Annotated in this window: 31 protein-coding genes; all 31 read left to right on the top strand. The window is 62.4% G+C overall.

Translation table 11 applies throughout. The annotated features are described in order from the left end of the window. The coding region (locus IQ26_RS10555) for an EF-Tu C-terminal domain-related protein (protein WP_476738618.1) at positions 1 to 94 on the top strand (94 nt) is incomplete at its 5' end. A gap of 63 nt (positions 95 to 157) precedes the next feature. Next, positions 158 to 466, top strand: coding sequence for a 30S ribosomal protein S10 (gene rpsJ, locus IQ26_RS10550; RefSeq protein ID WP_006205468.1), 309 nt, complete (start codon positions 158 to 160; stop codon positions 464 to 466). Between the two features lie 94 nt (positions 467 to 560). Beyond that, the gene (rplC, locus tag IQ26_RS10545) at positions 561 to 1,310 is read left to right on the top strand and encodes a 50S ribosomal protein L3 (RefSeq protein ID WP_145716571.1); all 750 of its coding nucleotides are present in this window, start codon (positions 561 to 563) and stop codon (positions 1,308 to 1,310) included. Continuing rightward, a complete protein-coding gene (gene rplD, locus IQ26_RS10540; protein ID WP_145716569.1) occupies positions 1,310 to 1,930 on the top strand; it encodes a 50S ribosomal protein L4 in 621 nt (206 codons plus the stop codon). The genes rplC and rplD overlap by 1 nt, the downstream gene beginning before the upstream one ends. Then, entirely contained in the window at positions 1,927 to 2,220 is a 294-nt protein-coding gene (locus IQ26_RS10535) for a 50S ribosomal protein L23 (RefSeq protein WP_006205465.1), read from the top strand. The genes rplD and IQ26_RS10535 overlap by 4 nt, the downstream gene beginning before the upstream one ends. Before the next feature lie 22 nt (positions 2,221 to 2,242). Further along, on the top strand, positions 2,243 to 3,076 hold the full coding sequence (gene rplB, locus IQ26_RS10530; RefSeq protein WP_095488566.1) for a 50S ribosomal protein L2: 834 nt from the start codon (positions 2,243 to 2,245) through the stop codon (positions 3,074 to 3,076). Between the two features lie 16 nt (positions 3,077 to 3,092). Further along, positions 3,093 to 3,371, top strand: coding sequence for a 30S ribosomal protein S19 (gene rpsS, locus IQ26_RS10525; protein ID WP_006205463.1), 279 nt, complete (start codon positions 3,093 to 3,095; stop codon positions 3,369 to 3,371). 2 nt (positions 3,372 to 3,373) lie between these two features. Next, positions 3,374 to 3,763, top strand: coding sequence for a 50S ribosomal protein L22 (gene rplV / locus IQ26_RS10520; RefSeq protein ID WP_006205462.1), 390 nt, complete (start codon positions 3,374 to 3,376; stop codon positions 3,761 to 3,763). Next, positions 3,763 to 4,488 (top strand): 30S ribosomal protein S3, encoded by a 726-nt coding sequence (gene rpsC, locus IQ26_RS10515; RefSeq protein WP_145716567.1) that lies wholly within the window; start codon positions 3,763 to 3,765, stop codon positions 4,486 to 4,488. Before rplV ends, rpsC begins: the two co-directional genes overlap by 1 nt. Positions 4,489 to 4,515: 27 nt before the next feature. Beyond that, positions 4,516 to 4,929: a 50S ribosomal protein L16 gene (gene rplP, locus IQ26_RS10510; protein WP_023799290.1), complete on the top strand. Its 414-nt coding sequence runs from the start codon at positions 4,516 to 4,518 to the stop codon at positions 4,927 to 4,929. Between the two features lie 13 nt (positions 4,930 to 4,942). Further along, positions 4,943 to 5,143: a 50S ribosomal protein L29 gene (gene rpmC / locus IQ26_RS10505; RefSeq protein WP_006205459.1), complete on the top strand. Its 201-nt coding sequence runs from the start codon at positions 4,943 to 4,945 to the stop codon at positions 5,141 to 5,143. An 11-nt stretch (positions 5,144 to 5,154) separates the two neighbouring features. Beyond that, positions 5,155 to 5,394, top strand: coding sequence for a 30S ribosomal protein S17 (gene rpsQ, locus IQ26_RS10500; RefSeq protein ID WP_023799288.1), 240 nt, complete (start codon positions 5,155 to 5,157; stop codon positions 5,392 to 5,394). Between the two features lie 82 nt (positions 5,395 to 5,476). Then, on the top strand, positions 5,477 to 5,845 hold the full coding sequence (gene rplN / locus IQ26_RS10495; RefSeq protein WP_006205457.1) for a 50S ribosomal protein L14: 369 nt from the start codon (positions 5,477 to 5,479) through the stop codon (positions 5,843 to 5,845). Positions 5,846 to 5,857: 12 nt separating this feature from the next. Further along, entirely contained in the window at positions 5,858 to 6,172 is a 315-nt protein-coding gene (gene rplX, locus IQ26_RS10490; RefSeq protein WP_013531428.1) for a 50S ribosomal protein L24, read from the top strand. After that, complete coding sequence (rplE, locus tag IQ26_RS10485; protein ID WP_145716565.1) at positions 6,165 to 6,743, top strand: 50S ribosomal protein L5; 579 nt, start codon at positions 6,165 to 6,167, stop codon at positions 6,741 to 6,743. Before rplX ends, rplE begins: the two co-directional genes overlap by 8 nt. Before the next feature lie 26 nt (positions 6,744 to 6,769). Beyond that, on the top strand, positions 6,770 to 7,075 hold the full coding sequence (gene rpsN / locus IQ26_RS10480) for a 30S ribosomal protein S14 (RefSeq protein WP_126042429.1): 306 nt from the start codon (positions 6,770 to 6,772) through the stop codon (positions 7,073 to 7,075). A gap of 12 nt (positions 7,076 to 7,087) precedes the next feature. Then, positions 7,088 to 7,486, top strand: a complete 399-nt coding sequence (rpsH, locus tag IQ26_RS10475) for a 30S ribosomal protein S8 (RefSeq protein WP_126042427.1) — start codon at positions 7,088 to 7,090, stop codon at positions 7,484 to 7,486. A gap of 41 nt (positions 7,487 to 7,527) precedes the next feature. Next, a complete protein-coding gene (rplF, locus tag IQ26_RS10470; protein WP_023799285.1) occupies positions 7,528 to 8,061 on the top strand; it encodes a 50S ribosomal protein L6 in 534 nt (177 codons plus the stop codon). An 85-nt stretch (positions 8,062 to 8,146) separates the two neighbouring features. After that, on the top strand, positions 8,147 to 8,506 hold the full coding sequence (gene rplR / locus IQ26_RS10465; RefSeq protein ID WP_126042423.1) for a 50S ribosomal protein L18: 360 nt from the start codon (positions 8,147 to 8,149) through the stop codon (positions 8,504 to 8,506). 75 nt (positions 8,507 to 8,581) lie between these two features. Continuing rightward, positions 8,582 to 9,145, top strand: a complete 564-nt coding sequence (rpsE, locus tag IQ26_RS10460) for a 30S ribosomal protein S5 (RefSeq protein ID WP_126042420.1) — start codon at positions 8,582 to 8,584, stop codon at positions 9,143 to 9,145. A gap of 25 nt (positions 9,146 to 9,170) precedes the next feature. After that, the gene (gene rpmD, locus IQ26_RS10455; RefSeq protein WP_006205449.1) at positions 9,171 to 9,368 is read left to right on the top strand and encodes a 50S ribosomal protein L30; all 198 of its coding nucleotides are present in this window, start codon (positions 9,171 to 9,173) and stop codon (positions 9,366 to 9,368) included. A 22-nt stretch (positions 9,369 to 9,390) separates the two neighbouring features. After that, positions 9,391 to 9,864, top strand: a complete 474-nt coding sequence (gene rplO / locus IQ26_RS10450) for a 50S ribosomal protein L15 (RefSeq protein WP_145716563.1) — start codon at positions 9,391 to 9,393, stop codon at positions 9,862 to 9,864. Between the two features lie 192 nt (positions 9,865 to 10,056). Further along, on the top strand, positions 10,057 to 11,397 hold the full coding sequence (gene secY / locus IQ26_RS10445) for a preprotein translocase subunit SecY (protein WP_145716561.1): 1,341 nt from the start codon (positions 10,057 to 10,059) through the stop codon (positions 11,395 to 11,397). Further along, entirely contained in the window at positions 11,394 to 12,014 is a 621-nt protein-coding gene (locus tag IQ26_RS10440; protein WP_145716559.1) for an adenylate kinase, read from the top strand. Before secY ends, IQ26_RS10440 begins: the two co-directional genes overlap by 4 nt. 191 nt (positions 12,015 to 12,205) lie before the next feature. Continuing rightward, entirely contained in the window at positions 12,206 to 12,574 is a 369-nt protein-coding gene (gene rpsM, locus IQ26_RS10435) for a 30S ribosomal protein S13 (protein ID WP_023799280.1), read from the top strand. A gap of 124 nt (positions 12,575 to 12,698) precedes the next feature. After that, complete coding sequence (gene rpsK, locus IQ26_RS10430; protein WP_023799279.1) at positions 12,699 to 13,088, top strand: 30S ribosomal protein S11; 390 nt, start codon at positions 12,699 to 12,701, stop codon at positions 13,086 to 13,088. 101 nt (positions 13,089 to 13,189) lie between these two features. After that, positions 13,190 to 14,200: a DNA-directed RNA polymerase subunit alpha gene (locus IQ26_RS10425; RefSeq protein ID WP_006333400.1), complete on the top strand. Its 1,011-nt coding sequence runs from the start codon at positions 13,190 to 13,192 to the stop codon at positions 14,198 to 14,200. A gap of 116 nt (positions 14,201 to 14,316) precedes the next feature. Further along, entirely contained in the window at positions 14,317 to 14,748 is a 432-nt protein-coding gene (gene rplQ / locus IQ26_RS10420) for a 50S ribosomal protein L17 (protein WP_145716557.1), read from the top strand. Between the two features lie 193 nt (positions 14,749 to 14,941). Beyond that, positions 14,942 to 16,429: a DegQ family serine endoprotease gene (locus tag IQ26_RS10415; RefSeq protein ID WP_145716555.1), complete on the top strand. Its 1,488-nt coding sequence runs from the start codon at positions 14,942 to 14,944 to the stop codon at positions 16,427 to 16,429. Positions 16,430 to 16,480: 51 nt separating this feature from the next. Next, a complete protein-coding gene (locus IQ26_RS10410; protein ID WP_145716553.1) occupies positions 16,481 to 17,791 on the top strand; it encodes a replication-associated recombination protein A in 1,311 nt (436 codons plus the stop codon). A gap of 152 nt (positions 17,792 to 17,943) precedes the next feature. Beyond that, positions 17,944 to 18,906 (top strand): GAF domain-containing protein, encoded by a 963-nt coding sequence (locus tag IQ26_RS10405; RefSeq protein ID WP_145716550.1) that lies wholly within the window; start codon positions 17,944 to 17,946, stop codon positions 18,904 to 18,906. Positions 18,907 to 18,925: the final 19 nt, after the last annotated feature.

Raw genomic sequence — 18,925 nt, 5'->3', positions numbered from 1 at the left:
CGTGCCGATCGCCATGGAAGAGAAGCTGCGCTTCGCCATCCGTGAAGGCGGCCGCACCGTCGGTGCCGGCATCGTCGTCACCATCAAAGAGTAATTTGGACTTAAACCGATCTGTCGCGGGCGCTGCCCGCGCCGCGCCAGAACAAGGAAGTGACGCATGAACGGACAGAATATCCGCATCCGCCTGAAGGCGTTTGATCACCGGGTGCTTGACGCCTCGACGCGGGAAATCGTGTCGACGGCCAAGCGCACCGGCGCCAACGTCCGCGGCCCCATTCCGCTGCCGACGCGGATCGAAAAGTTCACGGTCAACCGGTCGCCTCACGTCGACAAGAAGAGCCGCGAGCAGTTCGAGATGCGCACGCACAAGCGTCTGCTCGATATCGTCGACCCGACCCCCCAGACGGTCGACGCGTTGATGAAGCTCGATCTTGCCGCCGGTGTCGACGTCGAGATCAAGCTCTAAGGAACCAGAAGTGCGGGGCGACCCGGAACTCTGAAGAAACAAGAGGCGTGGAGGGGCGGCAGCCCCGACAGGGAACTCTAAAGGAATTGAACCGATGCGTTCAGGTGTGATTGCAAAGAAGGTGGGAATGACCCGCATCTACAACGATGCCGGGGAACATGTTCCCGTCACTGTTCTCCAGATGGAGAACTGCCAGGTCGTGGCGCAGCGCACGCAGGAGAAGAACGGCTATACCGCCGTCCAGCTCGGCGTTGGCCTTGCCAAGGTGAAGAACACGTCGAAGGCGATGCGCGGCCATTTCGCGACCGCTTCCGTCGAGCCGAAGGCCAAGGTTGCCGAATTCCGCGTCTCCGCTGACAACATGATCGATGTCGGCGCCGAGATCACCGTCGAGCATTTCGTCGCCGGCCAGAAGGTCGATGTGACGGGAACCACGATCGGCAAGGGTTTCCAGGGCGTCATCAAGCGGCACAATATGGGCGGTGGCCGCGCGACCCACGGCAACTCGGTCTCGCACCGTACGCACGGCTCGACGGGCCAGCGCCAGGACCCGGGCAAGGTGTTCAAGGGCAAGCATATGGCTGGCCACATGGGTGATACCCGCGTCACCACGCAGAATGTCGAGGTCGTCTCGACCGACGCCGATCGCGGTCTGATCCTGATCCGCGGCGCGGTTCCGGGTTCGAAGGGCGCCTGGATACTGGTCCGCGACGCCGCCAAGGTTGCGTTGCCGGCCAATGCGCCGAAGCCTGCCGCAATCCGCGCCATCGCAACCAATGACAGCGCCAAGAACGATGCCCCGGCCACAGTGAACGATGCCCCGGCCACAGAGGGAGCGGAATAATGGACCTCAAGATCACAACGCTCGGCGGCAAGGACGCCGGCAAGGTGAAACTCTCCGAGGAGATTTTCGGCCTTGATCCGCGCGAGGACATCCTGCAGCGCGTTGTGCGCTGGCAGCTTGCCAAGAAGCAGCAGGGCACGCACAAGACCAAGGGTCGCGCCGAGATCGCTCGCACCGGCGCCAAGATGTACAAGCAGAAGGGTACGGGCCGCGCCCGCCACCATTCGGCACGCGCTCCGCAGTTCCGCGGCGGCGGCAAGGCCCACGGCCCGGTCGTCCGCAGCCACGAGCACGACCTGCCGAAGAAGGTGCGCGCGCTGGGCCTCAAGCATGCCCTTTCGGCCAAGGCCAAGAGCGCGTCGCTCATCATCGTCGACGAGCTGAAGCTGACCGAGGCCAAGACCAAGGCGCTGATCGCGAATTTCGCGACGCTGGGCCTGTCCAACGCCCTGGTGATCGGCGGCGCCGAGCTTGACAAGAACTTCAAGCTGGCGGCGACGAACATCCCGAACATCGACGTGCTGCCCATCCAGGGCATCAACGTCTACGACATTCTGCGCCGCGGCACGCTGGTCCTTTCGAAGGCCGCCGTCGAGGCTCTCGAGGAGCGCTTCAAATGACCGACCTTCGTCACTACGACGTGATCGTCTCGCCGGCGATCACCGAAAAGTCGACCATGGCTTCCGAGCAGAACCAGGTCGTCTTCAACGTCGCCAAGAAGGCGTCGAAGCCGGAAATCAAGGCTGCCGTCGAAGCGCTGTTCGGCGTCAAGGTGATGGCCGTGAACACGCTTGTCCGCAAGGGCAAGATCAAGCGCTTCCGCGGCACGATCGGCCGCCAGAGCGACGTCAAGAAGGCGGTTGTGACGCTGGCCGACGGCCAGTCGATCGACGTCGCGACGGGTCTCTGAGCAAGACCGCGAGGACAGAAACATGGCACTGAAAAAATTCAACCCGATAACGCCGAGCACCCGCCAGCTGGTCATCGTCGATCGCTCGGGCCTCTACAAGGGCAAGCCTGTCAAGGGCCTGACCGAAGGCCTGACCAAGTCGGGCGGCCGCAACAACTACGGTCGCATCACGGCCCGCTTCATCGGCGGCGGTCACAAGCGCACGTACCGCATCATCGACTTCAAGCGTCGCAAGTTCGACGTCGTCGGCACGGTCGAGCGTATCGAATACGATCCGAACCGCAGCGCCTTCATCGCGCTGATCAAGTATGACGACGGTGAGCTGTCCTACATCATCGCCCCGCAGCGCCTTGCTGCCGGCGACAAGATCGTGGCCGGCGAAGCGGTCGACGTGAAGCCGGGCAATGCTATGCCGCTGGCCTCGATGCCGGTCGGCACGATCGTCCACAACATCGAGCTGAAGCCGGGCAAGGGCGCCCAGGTTGCCCGTTCTGCAGGCGGCTACGCCCAGCTCGTCGGCCGTGACCAGGGCATGGCGATCCTGCGCCTGAATTCAGGCGAGCAGCGTGTCGTCCACGGCTCCTGCATGGCCACTGTCGGCGCCGTGTCGAACCCGGACCACGGCAACATCAATGACGGCAAGGCAGGCCGCACGGTGTGGCGGGGAAAACGTCCGCACAACCGCGGCGTGACCATGAACCCGGTCGACCATCCGCATGGCGGCGGCGAAGGCCGCACCTCGGGTGGCCGCCATCCGGTTTCGCCCTGGGGCAAGCCGACCAAGGGCAAGAAGACGCGGTCCAACAAGGCGACCGACAAGTTCATCCTGCGCTCGCGCCATCAGCGCAAGAGCTAAGAAGAGGTAACGCCAAGTGACTCGTTCGATTTGGAAAGGCCCCTTCATCGACGGCTACCTTCTCAAGAAGGTGGACAAGGTTCGTGAAGGTGGTCGCAATGAGGTGATCAAGATGTGGAGCCGCCGCTCCACCATCCTGCCGCAGTTCGTCGGCTTCACCTTCGGTGTCTACAACGGCCAAAAGCATGTTCCCGTTTCGGTGAACGAGGACATGGTCGGTCACAAGTTCGGTGAATTCGCTCCGACCCGGACCTATTACGGTCACGGCGCGGATAAGAAGGCGAAGAGGAAATAATCATGGGCAAGGCCAAAGCTCCGCGCAGGCTTGCTGACAACGAAGCGCGCGCCGTGTTGCGCACGATCCGTATCAGCCCGCAGAAGCTGAACCTGGTTGCCGCGCTGATCCGCGGCAAGAAGGTCGCGACAGCGCTTTCCGATCTCGAATTCTCGGCCAAGCGGATTTCCGGCACGGTCAAGAAGACGCTGGAATCGGCGATCGCCAACGCGGAAAACAACCACGACCTCGACGTCGATGCGCTGATCGTGGCGGAAGCCTATGTCGGCAAGTCGATCGTCATGAAGCGGTTCCATGCCCGTGGCCGCGGTCGCGCCAGCCGTATCGAGAAACCGTTCTCGCACCTCACGATCGTCGTTCGTGAAGTCGAAGAAAAAGGGGAGGCCGCATAATGGGCCAGAAAATCAATCCGATCGGTCTGCGTCTCGGCATCAACCGCACCTGGGATTCGCGCTGGTTCGCGAACACCGGCGAGTACGGCAAGCTGCTGCACGAGGACATCAAGATCCGCAAGTATCTTGAGAAGGAACTCAAGCAGGCTGCGATTTCGAAGGTCGTGATCGAGCGTCCGCACAAGAAGTGCCGCGTCACCATCCATGCGGCGCGCCCGGGCTTGATCATCGGCAAGAAGGGCGCCGACATCGAGAAGCTTCGCAAGAAGCTGATGGAGATGACGAAGTCCGAGACGCATTTGAACATCGTCGAGGTGCGCAAGCCCGAGATCGACGCGACGCTGGTCGCCCAGTCGATCGCCCAGCAGCTCGAGCGTCGCATCGCGTTCCGCCGTGCCATGAAGCGCGCCGTGCAGTCGGCGATGCGCCTCGGCGCCGAAGGCATCCGCATCAACTGCGCCGGTCGTCTCGGCGGGGCTGAGATCGCGCGCATGGAATGGTACCGCGAAGGTCGCGTGCCGCTGCATACGCTGCGCGCCGACGTCGACTACGGCACGGCCGAAGCGCACACCGCCTACGGCATCTGCGGCGTCAAGGTCTGGGTGTTCAAGGGCGAAATCCTCGAGCACGACCCGATGGCTTCGGAGCGTCGCGCCTCCGAGGGCGATCATGCGCATGGCGGTGGTGGTGAGCGCGAACGCGGTCGCCGTCGCGAAAACGCCTGAGACAGTTGAGAATTTGGAGTTAGAACGATGCTGCAGCCAAAGCGCACAAAGTTCCGCAAGCAGTTCAAGGGTCGTATCCATGGTGCCGCCAAGGGCGGCACCAATCTGGATTTCGGCGGTTTCGGGCTGAAGGCGCTTGAGCCGAACCGCGTCACCGCGCGCGAGATCGAGGCGGCCCGCCGCGCGATCACCCGCGAAATGAAGCGCGCCGGCCGCGTCTGGATCCGTATTTTTCCGGATGTACCGGTGACGTCGAAGCCGACCGAAGTCCGCATGGGCAAGGGCAAGGGCGCAGTCGATTACTGGGCAGCGCGCGTGAAGCCGGGCCGTATCATGTTCGAGATCGACGGCGTCAATGAGGAAACCGCCCGTGAGGCGCTGCGTCTCGGTGCGGCCAAGCTCTCGGTCAGGACGCGCTTCGTACAGCGCATCGCAGAATAAGGACGGGCTGATCATGAAAGCCGAAGACATCCGGACCAAGACCCAGGACCAGTTGACCGACGACCTGGCCAGCCTGAAGAAGGAGCAGTTCAACCTGCGCTTCCAGAAGGCTACCGGCCAGCTCGAGAAGACCGCGCGCGTGAGGCAGGTCCGCAAGGACATTGCGCGTATCAAGACCATCGCTGCGGAAAAGTCCGCGGCCAAGAAGGCTTAAGGACGAAAACCATGCCAAAGCGCATTCTGCAGGGCACCGTCGTCAGCGACAAGAACGAGAAGACGGTTGTCGTCAAGGTCGAACGGCGCTTCACGCATCCCGTGATGAAGAAGACCGTGCGCATGACCAAGAAGTACAAGGCGCACGACGAGAACAACGCCCACAAGGTCGGCGATCAGGTGTTCATCCAGGAATCGAAGCCGATTTCCAAGGACAAGCGCTGGACCGTTGTGTCTTCGGACCAGGCCTGATCAGGGCAAACGAAACGAATTTTGGACAGACCGGGGGAGGGTGAACAACCCGTCCCGTTAGAAGAGAAGAAGGCGGCCAGTCATGATTCAGATGCAAACAAACCTCGACGTCGCGGATAATTCCGGCGCCCGTCGTGTCATGTGCATCAAGGTGCTGGGCGGCTCGAAGCGGAAATACGCTTCCGTGGGCGACATCATCGTGGTGTCGATCAAGGAAGCCATCCCGCGCGGCCGCGTCAAGAAGGGCGATGTGATGAAGGCGGTCGTGGTTCGCACGGCCAAGGACATCCGCCGCCCGGACGGCAGCGTGATCCGTTTCGACAAGAACGCGGCCGTTCTCGTCGACAACAAGAAAGAGCCGATCGGCACGCGTATCTTCGGACCGGTTCCGCGCGAACTCCGCGCCAAGAACCACATGAAGATCATCTCGCTCGCGCCTGAAGTGCTGTAAGGAGCCGGACCAATGCAGAAGATTAGAAAAGGCGACAAGGTCGTCGTGCTGGCCGGCAAGGACAAGGGCCGTTCGGGCGAAGTCCTCTCGGTACAGCCGAAGGAAGACACCGCGCTGGTGCGCGGCGTCAACATGATCCGCCGTCACCAGAAGCAGTCCCAGTCCCAGGAGGGCGGGATCATCACCAAGGAAGCGCCGATCCAGCTGTCGAACATCGCGCTGGCCGACCCCAAGGATGGCAAGCCGACCCGCGTCGGTTTCATTTTCCAGAAGGACGGCAAGAAGGTGCGCGTCGCCAAGCGCTCGGGAGAAGTCATCAATGGCTAAGGCTCAAACCAAGCAGGCGACGGCCCAGAATACGCCGCGCCTCAAGCAGGTCTACAACGAGACCATCCGCAAGGCGCTGCAGGAGCAGTTCGGCTACGAGAACGAGATGCAGGTTCCGCGCATCGACAAGATCGTGCTGAACATGGGTGTCGGCGAAGCGACCGGCGATTCGAAGAAGCCTTCGATCGCCGCGGAAGATCTTGCACTGATCGCCGGCCAGAAGGCCGTCGTCACCCGCGCCCGCAACTCGATCGCCGGCTTCAAGGTCCGCGAAAAGATGCCGATCGGCGCCAAGGTCACGCTGCGCAAGGAACGCATGTACGAGTTCCTCGACCGTCTCGTGAACATCGCGCTGCCGCGCGTCCGCGACTTCCGCGGGCTCAATCCGAAGAGCTTCGATGGCCGTGGCAACTATGCCATGGGCATCAAGGAACACATCGTGTTCCCGGAGATCAACTACGACAAGGTTGATCAGATCTGGGGCATGGACGTCATCGTTTGTACGACTGCGAAGACGGACGACGAAGCCAGGGCATTGCTCAAGGCCTTCAACTTCCCCTTCCGCCAGTAACGGCAGCGAGAAAAGGAAAATCTGAAATGGCAAAGACCAGCTCAGTCGAGAAGAACAACAGGCGCCGCAAGCTTGCGGACCAATACGCTGCCAAGCGTAAGGTCCTCAAGGCGATCATCATGGATCAGTCCAAGCCGATGGAAGAGCGTTTCCGCGCTCAGTTGAAGCTTGCGGCACTGCCGCGCAACTCGGCCAAGACCCGCATCCGCAACCGCTGCGAAGTCACGGGACGTCCGCGTGCCTACTATCGCAAGCTCAAAGTATCGCGCATCGCGCTTCGTGATCTCGGCAACAACGGCCAGATCCCGGGCCTGGTCAAGTCGAGCTGGTAAGGAGGACATAACATGTCATTGAGCGATCCTCTCGGCGATATGCTGACCCGCATCCGCAACGCATATGGCCGCAAGAAGTCGAGCGTTTCCACGCCGGCCTCGCGCCTACGTGCCCGCGTCCTCGACGTGCTGAAGGCGGAAGGCTATATCCGCGACTACAGCCAGACCGACTTCGACAACGGCAAGTCCGAAATCGAAATCGAGCTGAAGTATTTCGACGGTGCGCCGGTCGTGCGCGAAATCGCCCGCGTCTCGAAGCCGGGCCGCCGCGTGTATGTTTCGGCGAAGTCGATCCCGCACGTCGCCAACGGCCTCGGCATCGCCATTCTTTCGACGCCGAAGGGCGTGATGGCCGACCACGAAGCGCGTGAACAGAATGTCGGCGGGGAAATCCTCTGCCAGATCTTCTGATTTGGCTGACCTGAAACAAGAGAAGTGACGAGGACAACAAAATGTCTCGTATTGGAAAGAAACCCGTTTCGCTGCCGCAAGGCGTGACCGCGACCGTCGACGGCCAGACCGTGACGGCGAAGGGCCCCAAGGGTGAGCTGAAGTTCGTGGTGAACGACGAAGTTCTGGTCAAGATGGAGGGCAGTGAGATCGCTGTCCAGCCGCGCGACCAGACCAAGACCGCCCGCTCCAAATGGGGCATGTCGCGCACGCAGATCGTCAACATCCTGCAAGGCGTCAAGGACGGTTTCGAAAAGAAGCTCGAGATCACCGGCGTCGGCTATCGCGCCGCCATGCAGGGCAAGAACCTGCAGCTGGCGCTCGGCTTCAGCCATGACGTCGTCTACGAAACGCCGCAGGACATCACGATCACCGTGCCGAAGCCGACGGAAATCACCGTGACCGGCATCGACAAGCAGAAGGTCGGCCAGGTTGCCGCCGAGATCCGCGAATATCGCGGTCCCGAGCCGTACAAGGGCAAGGGCGTCCGCTACGCTGGCGAGAAGATCGTCCGCAAGGAAGGCAAGAAGAAGTAATTTCAACGCCGCGGGGAGCGGCCGCGGGAGGCTTGTCCTACCGCACAGGGTTGCCCCCGTTTTTTGAAGGCAAGGAACTGATATCATGGGCTCGAAAGAATCCACACAACGCCGCGCCCAGCGCGTCCGTCGCCAGATCAAGAAGGTCGCGGGCGAGCGTCCGCGCCTGTCGGTCCACCGCACGTCGAAGAACATCTACGTCCAGCTCATCGACGACGCCAAGGGCCACACCATTGCTGCCGCTTCGACGTTGGAGAAGGATCTCAAGGGTTCGCTCAAGACAGGTGCCGACACAGCCGCTGCCGTGGCAATCGGCAAGCTGATTGCCGAGCGCGCCTCGAAGGCTGGCGTCAAGGAAGTCGTCTTCGACCGGGGACCGTACATCTATCACGGCCGCGTCAAGGCGCTGGCCGAGGCTGCCCGTGAAGGCGGCCTGAGCTTCTAATTCCGCCCCGGCAACCCGCAGAGGTGCCGGATATCATCATCAACCGTGCTTCCGGAAAAAAACAAGGAACAGGATATGGCACAGGAACGTAGGGATGGCGGCCGCGGCCGTGATCGCGAAGAGCGCGACGACGGCATTGTCGACAAGCTCGTCCACATCAACCGCGTCGCAAAGGTCGTCAAGGGCGGCCGGCGCTTCGGCTTTGCGGCACTCGTCGTCGTCGGCGACCAGAAGGGCCGCGTCGGCTTCGGTCACGGCAAGGCGCGCGAAGTGCCTGAGGCGATCCGCAAGGCGACCGAATCGGCCAAGCGCGACATGATCTTCGTGCCGCTGCGCTCGGGCCGCACGCTGCATCACGACGTCGAGGGACGCTGGGGCGCCGGACGCGTTCTGCTGCGCGCCGCCAAGCAGGGTACCGGCATCATCGCCGGCGGCCCGATGCGCGCCGTCTTCGAGACGCTCGGCATGCATGACGTGGTGGCCAAGTCGATGGGTTCGTCGAACCCGTACAACATGGTTCGCGCCACCTTCGACGCGCTGAAGAGCCAGATGCATCCCAAGGATGTGGCTGCCGCGCGCGGCATCAAGTACTCGACCCTTCAGGCCCGCCGCGGCACCGCCGTCGCGGCCGAAGAATAGTCTGATCTGACCAGGGATTTTGACCATGGCCAAGAAAGCAACCAAGACCATCACCGTTGAGCAGATCGGTTCGCCGATCCGCAGGCCGAAGGAGCAGCGCGCGACACTGGTCGGCCTCGGCCTCAACAAGATGCACAAGCAGCGCACGCTGGAGGATACGCCCTCCGTGCGCGGCATGATCGCTGCCGTCCAGCATCTCGTCCGCGTCGTGGACGAGGGCTGAACCAGAGCGCAGGAGAACCCAGATGAAACTCAACGATCTGCGTGACAAGGACGGCGCGACGCATTCCAAGAAGCGTCTCGGCCGCGGCATCGGTTCCGGCTCGGGCAAGACCGCCGGTCGCGGCGTCAAGGGCCAGAAGGCGCGCTCAGGCGTCGCCGTCAACGGCTTCGAGGGCGGCCAGATGCCGCTCTACCGGCGCCTGCCGAAGCGTGGCTTCAACAACATCTTCGCCAAGAGCTTTACCGTTGTGTCGCTGGCCCGCATCCAGGCCGCGCTCGACGCCAAGAAGCTCGACGCCAAGACGACAGTGACGGCCGAAGCGCTGGTTGCTGCCGGTGTCATCCGCCGCGTCAAGGACGGCGTGCGCATCCTCTCCGACGGCGACATCAAGTCGAAGCTCGCGTTCGACGTGGCCGGCGCCTCCAAGGCTGCCATCGAGAAGATCGAAAAGGCCGGCGGTTCGGTGAAGCTGCCGGAAAAGGCAGTCGCCGAGTAACGTCGATTTGAAGCGCGATCGGCAAAAAGTGGGCACCGTTTCGCTTTCGACTGCGCTTTGATCCGACCAATATGGCGGCCGCGTCAACGCGGCCGCTTGCATGTTTGCAGTCCGGAGCTTATCTCGTGAGCTTCGGTGACACGCGCCGCCTGAGCTGCGGGCCATCGAGCGTGACCAAGCGGAGAATCAGGCATGGCTTCGGCTGCTGAACAACTAGCCTCGAATCTGAATTTCTCGGCCTTCGCCAAGGCGGAGGATCTGAAAAAGCGCATCTGGTTCACCATCGGCGCGCTGCTCGTCTATCGCCTCGGCACCTATATCCCGCTGCCCGGCATCAATCCCGACGCTTTCGCCCAGGCCTTCTCGTCGCAGAGCAAGGGCGTGCTTGGCATGTTCAACATGTTCGCCGGCGGCGCCGTGGAGCGCATGGCGATCTTTGCCCTCGGCATCATGCCCTATATCTCCGCCTCCATCATCATGCAGCTGATGACGTCGGTCATCCCGTCCCTGGAAGCGCTGAAGAAGGAAGGCGAGCAGGGCCGCAAGGTCATCAACCAGTACACGCGCTACGGCACCGTGCTTTTGGCGCTGGTCCAGGCCTACGGCATCTCGGTCGGATTGGAAGGCGGCAACGGCATTGTCAGCGATCCCGGCATGTTCTTCCGCATCTCGACCGTCATCACGCTGGTCGGCGGCACCATGTTCCTGATGTGGCTCGGCGAGCAGATCACCGCCCGCGGCATCGGCAACGGCATTTCGCTGATCATCTTTTCCGGCATCGTCGCCGGCCTGCCGCAAGCCATCTCCGGTACGCTGGAACTTGGCCGCACCGGCGCGCTGTCGACCGGCTTGATCCTGGCGATCATCGTTCTGGCCGTTGTCGTCATCGCGCTGATCGTGTTCTTCGAGCGCGCCCAGCGTCGCTTGCTGATCCAGTATCCGAAGCGCCAAGTCGGCAATCGCATGTTCCAGGGCGACACGTCGCACCTGCCGCTCAAGCTCAACACCGCCGGCGTCATTCCGCCGATCTTCGCCTCTTCGCTGCTGTTGTTGCCGGCGACGGTCGCCGGCTTCTCGCAGACCACCAACATGCCTGCCTGGGCCAGCACTGTCCTGGCCGCGCTCGGCCATGGCCAGCCGCTGTACATGGCGTTCTACGCGGCGATGATCGTGTTTTTCGCCTTCTTCTACACGGCGATCGTCTTCAACCCGAAGGACACCGCCGACCAGCTCAAGAAGCATTCGGGTTTCATTCCGGGCTACCGTCCGGGCGAGCGCACCGCCGATTACATCGACTATGTCCTCACCCGCATCACCGTCGTCGGCGCCATCTATCTGGTGCTGGTGTGTCTGCTGCCCGAATTCCTGATTTCAGCGACTGGCGTACCGTTCTACCTCGGTGGCACATCGCTTCTGATCGTGGTCAGTGTAACGCTCGATACGGTGGCGCAGATTCAGGGTCACCTGATCGCGCACCAGTATGAGGGCCTGATCAAGAAGTCGAAGTTGCGCGGGGGGAAGAAGGCCAGATGAGGTTGATATTGCTTGGGCCGCCAGGGGCGGGCAAGGGGACGCAAGCACAAAGACTGGTAGAAAAACACGGCATACCCCAACTCTCCACGGGCGATATGCTGCGCGCTGCCGTCCGGGCCGGCACCGAAGTCGGCAAGCGCGCCAAGGCGGTGATGGACGCCGGTGAACTGGTCTCCGACGCCATCGTCAATGCCATCGTGGCCGAGCGTATCGATCAGCCCGATTGCGCAAAGGGTTTCATCCTTGACGGATACCCGCGTACCCTGGTGCAAGCGGACGCGGTTGAATCAATGCTCTCGGATCGCGGCCTGAACCTCGATGCTGTCATCGAACTTGTCGTCGACGACAAGGCTCTCGTTGGTCGAATCGTCAAGCGCGCCGAAGAGACCAAGGCCGCGGGCCTGCCGGTGCGCAAAGACGACAATCCGGCGGTGTTCGAAGAGCGCCTGAGGGAGTACTACAAGAAAACCTCGCCGCTGATCGGCTACTATTATGCCAAGGGCAAGCTGAGAGGTGTCGATGGCATGGCCGACATCGATGCGGTGACGCAACAGATCGAATTGGTGCTCACGGCCGCGACCCAAGGGGCGGCCCAAGGGTCTGCGTACGGAAAATAGACGATTGCGCTTGACTGGAGCGGTTCGCTGGGGTATGGCGGCCCGTCTTCCTATCAGGCATGAGGCTTGCTTGCCCGCAAGGGCAAGGCAGCCGCTTTGAACTGGAAACTCCCGCATGGGCCGGCCTCCACCGGACGCGGGGCAACTTTGATAGCGCCGGCTTGTCCGGCCCATATGGAGAAGAGAAGAACATGGCTCGTATAGCCGGCGTTAATATTCCGACCAACAAGCGCGTCGTCATTGCGCTTCAGTACATTCACGGCATTGGCAAGAGCTTCGCCCAGGAGATCGTCGACAAGGTCGGCATCCCGGCCGAGCGCCGCGTCAACCAGCTGACCGACGCGGAAGTGCTGCAGATCCGCGAGACGATCGACCGCGACTATCAGGTCGAGGGCGATCTGCGCCGCGAAGTCTCGATGAACATCAAGCGGCTCATGGACCTTGGCTGCTATCGCGGCCTGCGTCATCGCCGCTCGCTGCCGGTTCGCGGCCAGCGCACGCATACCAATGCGCGCACCCGCAAGGGCCCGGCCAAGTCGATCGCCGGCAAGAAGAAGTAAGTGAGCGAATAGCGATTAGTTCCTAGCGAATAGGGTTCCACTCACTATTCGCCACTCACTATTCGCTTTTGCTGGTGGAGCCGCTGGCATTACGGCGGTGTAGAGATCAACTGAAAGGACCATCATGGCCAAGGAAGCCACTCGTGTTCGCCGTCGCGAACGCAAGAATATCTCGTCGGGCGTTGCCCACGTCAATTCGACCTTCAACAACACGATGATCACCATCACCGACGCGCAGGGCAATTCGATTGCCTGGTCGTCGGCGGGAGCCCAGGGCTTCAAGGGGTCTCGCAAGTCGACTCCGTTTGCTGCCCAGATGGCTGCCGAGGACGTTGCTAAGAAGGCTCAGGAACATGGCATGCGCATGCTCGAGGTCGAGGTCTGCGGACCCGGCTCCGGTCGTGAATCGGCGCTGCGCGCGCTGCAGGCGGCCGGCTTCACCATCACCTCGATCCGTGATGTGACGCCGATCCCGCACAATGGCTGCCGCCCGCGCAAGAAGCGCCGGGTCTAAAAAATTACCGAACGCCGCGCGAACGCCAGCAGCGTTCCTCCGCGGCATTCCAGGTCGCCCGCCGCGATTGGATGGTGGCGGGTCAACGGAAGGAAAGCATCATGATCCAGAAAAATTGGCAGGAACTGATCAAGCCGAACAAGATCGAGTTCTCGTCGAAGAAGAAGACGCTGACCACGCTGGTTGCCGAGCCGCTCGAGCGCGGTTTTGGTCTCACCCTCGGCAACGCGCTGCGTCGCGTGCTTCTGTCTTCGCTGCGTGGCGCGGCTGTGACCGCCGTGCAGATCGACGGCGTTCTGCATGAATTCTCGTCCATCGCCGGTGTGCGCGAGGACGTGACTGACATCGTCTTGAACATCAAGGAAATCGCCATCCGCATGGAAGGCGACGGCCCCAAGCGTATGGTCGTGCGCAAGCAGGGCCCGGGCGCCGTTCTCGCCGGCGACATCCAGACGGTAGGCGACGTCGAGATCCTCAACCCCGACCACGTCATCTGCACGCTGGACGAAGGCGCTGAGATCCGCATGGAGTTCACCGTCGATACCGGCAAGGGCTACGTGCCGGCCGAGCGCAATCGCGCCGAGGACGCGCCGATCGGCCTTATCCCGGTCGACAGCCTCTACTCGCCGGTCAAGAAGGTTTCCTACAAGGTCGAGAACACCCGAGAGGGCCAGGTCCTCGACTATGACAAGCTGACCATGACGATCGACACCGACGGTTCGATCTCCGGCGAGGACGCGGTGGCTTTCGCCGCTCGCATCCTACAGGACCAGCTTGGCCTGTTCGTCAATTTCGACGAGCCGCAGAAGGAAGTCGCGGCCGAGCAGGTGACCGAGCTCGCCTTCAACCCGGCGCTGCTCAAGAAGGTCGACGAGCTCGAGCTTTCGGTGCGTTCGGCCAACTGCCTGAAGAACGACAACATCGTCTATATCGGCGATCTGATCCAGAAGACCGAAGCCGAGATGCTGCGCACCCCGAACTTCGGCCGCAAGTCGCTGAACGAGATCAAGGAAGTCCTGGCGGCGATGGGCCTGCACCTCGGTATGGAAGTGCCGGATTGGCCGCCGGAAAACATCGAAGACCTCGCCAAGCGTTACGAAGATCAATACTAAGTTTGATCCCGAACCGAGGGTCAGCGCAGCAAAAAGTTGCAGACTTTTCGGATAAGATCATGCGGCTAACCAACTGAGGCTTAAGCCTCTTGAACCCGGAATGAAGGAGAAGAGCCATGCGCCACGGATTTAAAGGCCGCCGGTTCGCCCGCAGCATAAGCCATCGCAAGTCGATGTTTGCAAACCTTGCCGTGTCGCTCATCGAGCACGAGCAGATCGTGACCACATTGCCGAAGGCGAAGGATCTGCGTCCGATCGTCGAGAAGCTGGTGACGCTCGGCAAGCGCGGCGATCTGCATGCCCGCCGCCAGGTGATTGCCCAGATCGGCAATGAAGGCGTCGTCAGGCGCCTGTTCGACACCATCGCGCCGCGTTACGCAACCCGCAATGGCGGCTATCTGCGCATCATGAAGGCGGGCTTCCGCCACGGTGACAATGCAGCGATGGCGGTCATCGAGTTCGTCGATCGCGATACCTCGGCCAAGGGCGCCGGCGACCGTGCCCGCATCGAGGCCGAAGGCGTCGACGAGGAAGCCGCGGCCGCATAAGGCTCGGCTGTTCCTGAAAGAGTTCAAAGGGGCCCGCGGGCCCCTTTTTGCATTCCGGCAGCGCCAGGGAGCATTTGCGGTGATTTTCCAGGCTCGGCGCATGCCTTTCCGGGAAAATAATTCAATTTCATCGCCTTAGCCTTTCATTTTGCACAATCGTCGGGACAATGGCGCCCGACTTGGAGGATTCGGAATGCGCGTCAAACGGCTGTCCCTTGTTCTACTCTGTGCCTTGATGGCGCTGGCACTCGTGCCGGCGGCCAGGCAGGCGCTGGCTCAGGACACCAAGGCCGATCCCGGTCTGTCCGATGTGCTGACCGACATGCTGCGCGGCGCCGAAGGCGAAAATGCCACCTCCGGTCCAGACAAGCGCGTGCCATTCGGCCGCGAGGAGGTGCAACTGTCCTTCGCGCCGCTGGTCAAGGAGACGGCGCCGGCCGTGGTCAATGTCTACGCCTCGCAAACGGCCAAGATGAGGTCGCCGTTCGACGGCGATCCGTTCTTCGAAGAGTTCTTCGGCCGTTCGCAACCGCGCGCGCAGTCCTCGCTCGGCTCCGGTGTGCTGGTCGATCCGACAGGCGTCGTGGTCACCAATTTTCACGTGGTCAAGGACGCCGACCAGGTCAAGGTCGCGACTGCGGACGGGCGTGAATTCGACTCAAAGGTGCTGCTCAAGGACGAGACGCTTGACCTCGCTGTGCTCAAGATCTCCGCGGACAAGCCTTTTCCGGTCGTCGCCATCGGCGATTCCGACGCGCTCGAGGTCGGCGACCTGGTACTGGCCATCGGCAACCCGTTCGGTGTCGGCCAGACCACCACCAGCGGCATCGTTTCGGCGGTTGCCCGCAGCCACATCGGCGTTTCCGACTCTAGTTTCTTCATCCAGACCGATGCCGCGATCAATCCCGGTAATTCCGGCGGCGCGTTGATCAACATGGGGGGCCAACTGGTCGGCATCAACACGGCGATCTACAGCCGTAGCGGCGGTTCGATCGGCATCGGATTTGCCATTCCCTCCAACATGGTTCGCGCATTTGCCGATGCGGCCAAGGCCGGGCGCGATTTCTTCGAGCGGCCCTATATCGGCGCCGAATTCGAGCGCGTGACGCCGCAGATCGCCGAATCGCTCGGCATGGAGACCTCGACCGGCGCGCTGGTCTCGTCCGTCGAAGAAAAAGGGCCGGCGGCCACGGCGGGACTCAAGGCCGGCGACGTCGTGCTGTCACTCAACGGCACGCCGGTCGAGAGTATCGAGGCGCTGGATTACCGGATGGCGACGCTGTCGATCGGCACCAATGCCAGCTTCGCCGTCCTGAGCAAGGGCAAGCAATCGACGTTCGACATCGCGCTGGAGCGCGCGCCGGAAGGGACAAAACTCGCGGAAGTAACGCTGCGCGGTCGCAGCCCGTTTTCCGGTGCCAAGGTTGCGGACCTGTCGCCTCGGCTCGCCCAGCGGCTCGGCATCCGCACGGACATCAAAGGTGTTACCGTGGTCGACATCAATCGCGGTTCGCCCGCGGCCGGTTTCGGCTTCCAGCCGGGCGACATCGTGCGCGAGGTCAATGGTTTGACCATCGACACGGCCGCGACCCTGGAAGAGGCCGCCAGCCAGGAAACGCGCTGGTGGCGCTTTACCGTCGAGCGTGGCGGGCAGATACTGCGCCAGGTGTTGCGGTATTGAGCTCGAACCTCGATCTTCGGACGAGATCGCGCTCCAACGAAAAAGAAGCGCATGGCCGATCTGTTCAGTGTCGACGAACCGGAAAAGGCGCCGCCCGGCAGGCCGCTGGCCGATCGACTACGCCCGAAGAACCTTGGCGAGGTCGTTGGCCAGGAGCATCTGACCGGACCCGACGGCGCACTGACGCGGCTGATCGGCTCCGGCTCGCTCGGCTCGATGATCTTCTGGGGGCCGCCCGGAACGGGCAAGACCACGGTCGCGCGGCTGCTTGCCGGCGAAACCAGCCTTGCCTTCGAACAGATATCGGCGGTGTTTTCTGGCGTCGCCGACCTGAAGAAAGTGTTCGAGGCGGCGAAGCTGCGCCGCTCCAATGGTCGTCAGACGCTGCTCTTCGTTGACGAGATCCATCGCTTCAACCGCGCCCAGCAGGACAGTTTTCTGCCTGTGATGGAAGACGGCACCGTCGTGCTGGTTGGCGCAACCACCGAGAACCCATCCTTCGAGCTGAATGCCGCGCTTCTATCCCGCGCCCGCGTGCTGGTCTTCCATTCGCTCGGTGAAGACAGCATCGCGCAATTGCTGGCGCGGGCGGAAGAGACCGAGGGCAGGGCGCTGCCGCTCGACGACGAGGCGAGGGCGATGCTCGTCCGCATGAGCGACGGCGATGGCCGCGCGGCGCTGACGCTGGCCGAAGAGGTCTGGCGCGCCGCCAAGTCAGGCGAGGTGTTCGGCGCCGAGGGCCTGCAGCGCATCGTCCAACGTCGCGCTCCGATCTACGACAAGGGCCAGGACGGCCACTACAATCTGATCTCGGCGCTACACAAATCGGTGCGCGGTTCCGACCCCGACGCGGCCCTCTATTATCTCGCCCGCATGTTCGACGCCGGCGAGGATCCGCTCTATCTCGGCCGCCGGCTGGTGCGCATGGCGATGGAGGACATCGGGCTTGCCGACCCGCAGGCACTGGTCATCGCCAACGCCGCCAAGGATGCCTACGATTATCTGGGTTCGCCGGAGGGCGAACTCGCCTTCGCCGAGGCTGCCGTCTATCTCGCCAGCGCGCCGAAATCCAATGCCGTCTACACCGCATTCAAGGCCGCGACGCAGGCAGCGAAGGAGTTCGGCTCGCTGCTGCCGCCCAAACACATCCTCAATGCGCCGACCAAGCTGATGAAAGAAGAAGACTATGGCGCGGGCTACCGTTATGACCACGACGAGCCCGACGCTTTTTCAGGCCAGGATTATTTCCCGGAAAAGATGGGCCGCCACACGTTCTACGATCCGCCCGAGCGCGGCTTCGAACGCGATATCAGGAAACGGCTCGACTATTGGGCGAAGCTGCGCGGCGAGCGGGGAAAGTAGGCTTGCCGAGCTCTTGAGTTTCGACACGAAAGATCCTCGGGGCACTCTTCAACCATCGTCCTATAGCAGCATCGGTCAGCAATCCCGTAAAACGCAATGCGAGCAATGCTGCCGGGAGGTTGAAGCAGCAGCGTCGTGCTTCGGGAGGATGAGTGAGCGGACAGCCCGCCCATCATGCGGATGTTGTACAGGCGGCCATCGCCACCAGCGATGCCGCCCGTTCAGCGCTGGTCGCCTCCTGGAGGCGCTCGCTTACATTGCATGGGCTCGATCCGGCCGAGCGAAAAGCGCCGAGACGCCTGACTGAAGGTGAGCTCAGGCAGGCGCGGCAGCGAATGGAGCCACTGCTTCGTGCGGCGGATGCGAGCCTCGATCGCCTCTACTTGGCAGTCGGCGGCATCGGTTGCTGTGTGATGCTTGCCGATCCCGAAGGTATTCCGGTCGAACGCCGAGGTGCTGCCGCGGATGACGACACGTTCGACGAGTGGGGCCTGTGGACAGGCACGGTGTGGAGTGAAGACAGCGAAGGCACCAACGGCATCGGTACTTGCCTTGCCGATCAGCGCCCCCTTACCATTCACCGCGACCAGCATTTCTTCTCGCGCAACACGCTGCTCAGTTGCATGACCGCGCCGGTCTACGATCACGAAGGCAAAGTGGCGGCTGCGCTCGACGTGTCGTCATGCAGGTCGGATCTGACCGAAGACTTCGTCAACCTGATCTCGGTGGCGGTGGGCGATGCGGCCCGGCGCATCGAGGCGGATAATTTTCGTCGGGCCTTTTCGAATGCCCGCGTTCTGCTGGCGCCGGTCGCCGAGTGTAGTGCCAGCGCTCTTATAGCTGTCGATGCCGACGATCTCGTGGTCGGTGCGACGCGTTCGGCGCGACTGGCTCTCGGCATCACTCAACAGATCCTGACGAGAGGATTGCCGGCCGCCGACGTCCTCGGCGACTTCAACGCGGCCGAAGAACTGGGCGAGGCAGAGCGCGGCGTGGTCCAGCGGGCGATCACGCGCACCGGTGGCAACGTCTCGGCGGCCGCACACAATCTCGGCATTTCGCGCGCCACGCTCCATCGCAAGCTTGCCCGGTTCGGCATTCGGCGACCGCACTGAGTTTTCCGGCGCTGACTGT

This window comes from Mesorhizobium tianshanense (assembly GCF_007830515.1).
GTDB classification, from domain to species: Bacteria; Pseudomonadota; Alphaproteobacteria; order Rhizobiales; family Rhizobiaceae; genus Mesorhizobium; species Mesorhizobium tianshanense.
Note: the sequence above shows the minus strand (reverse complement) of the source record. Positions and strands in the feature narration are given on the sequence as shown.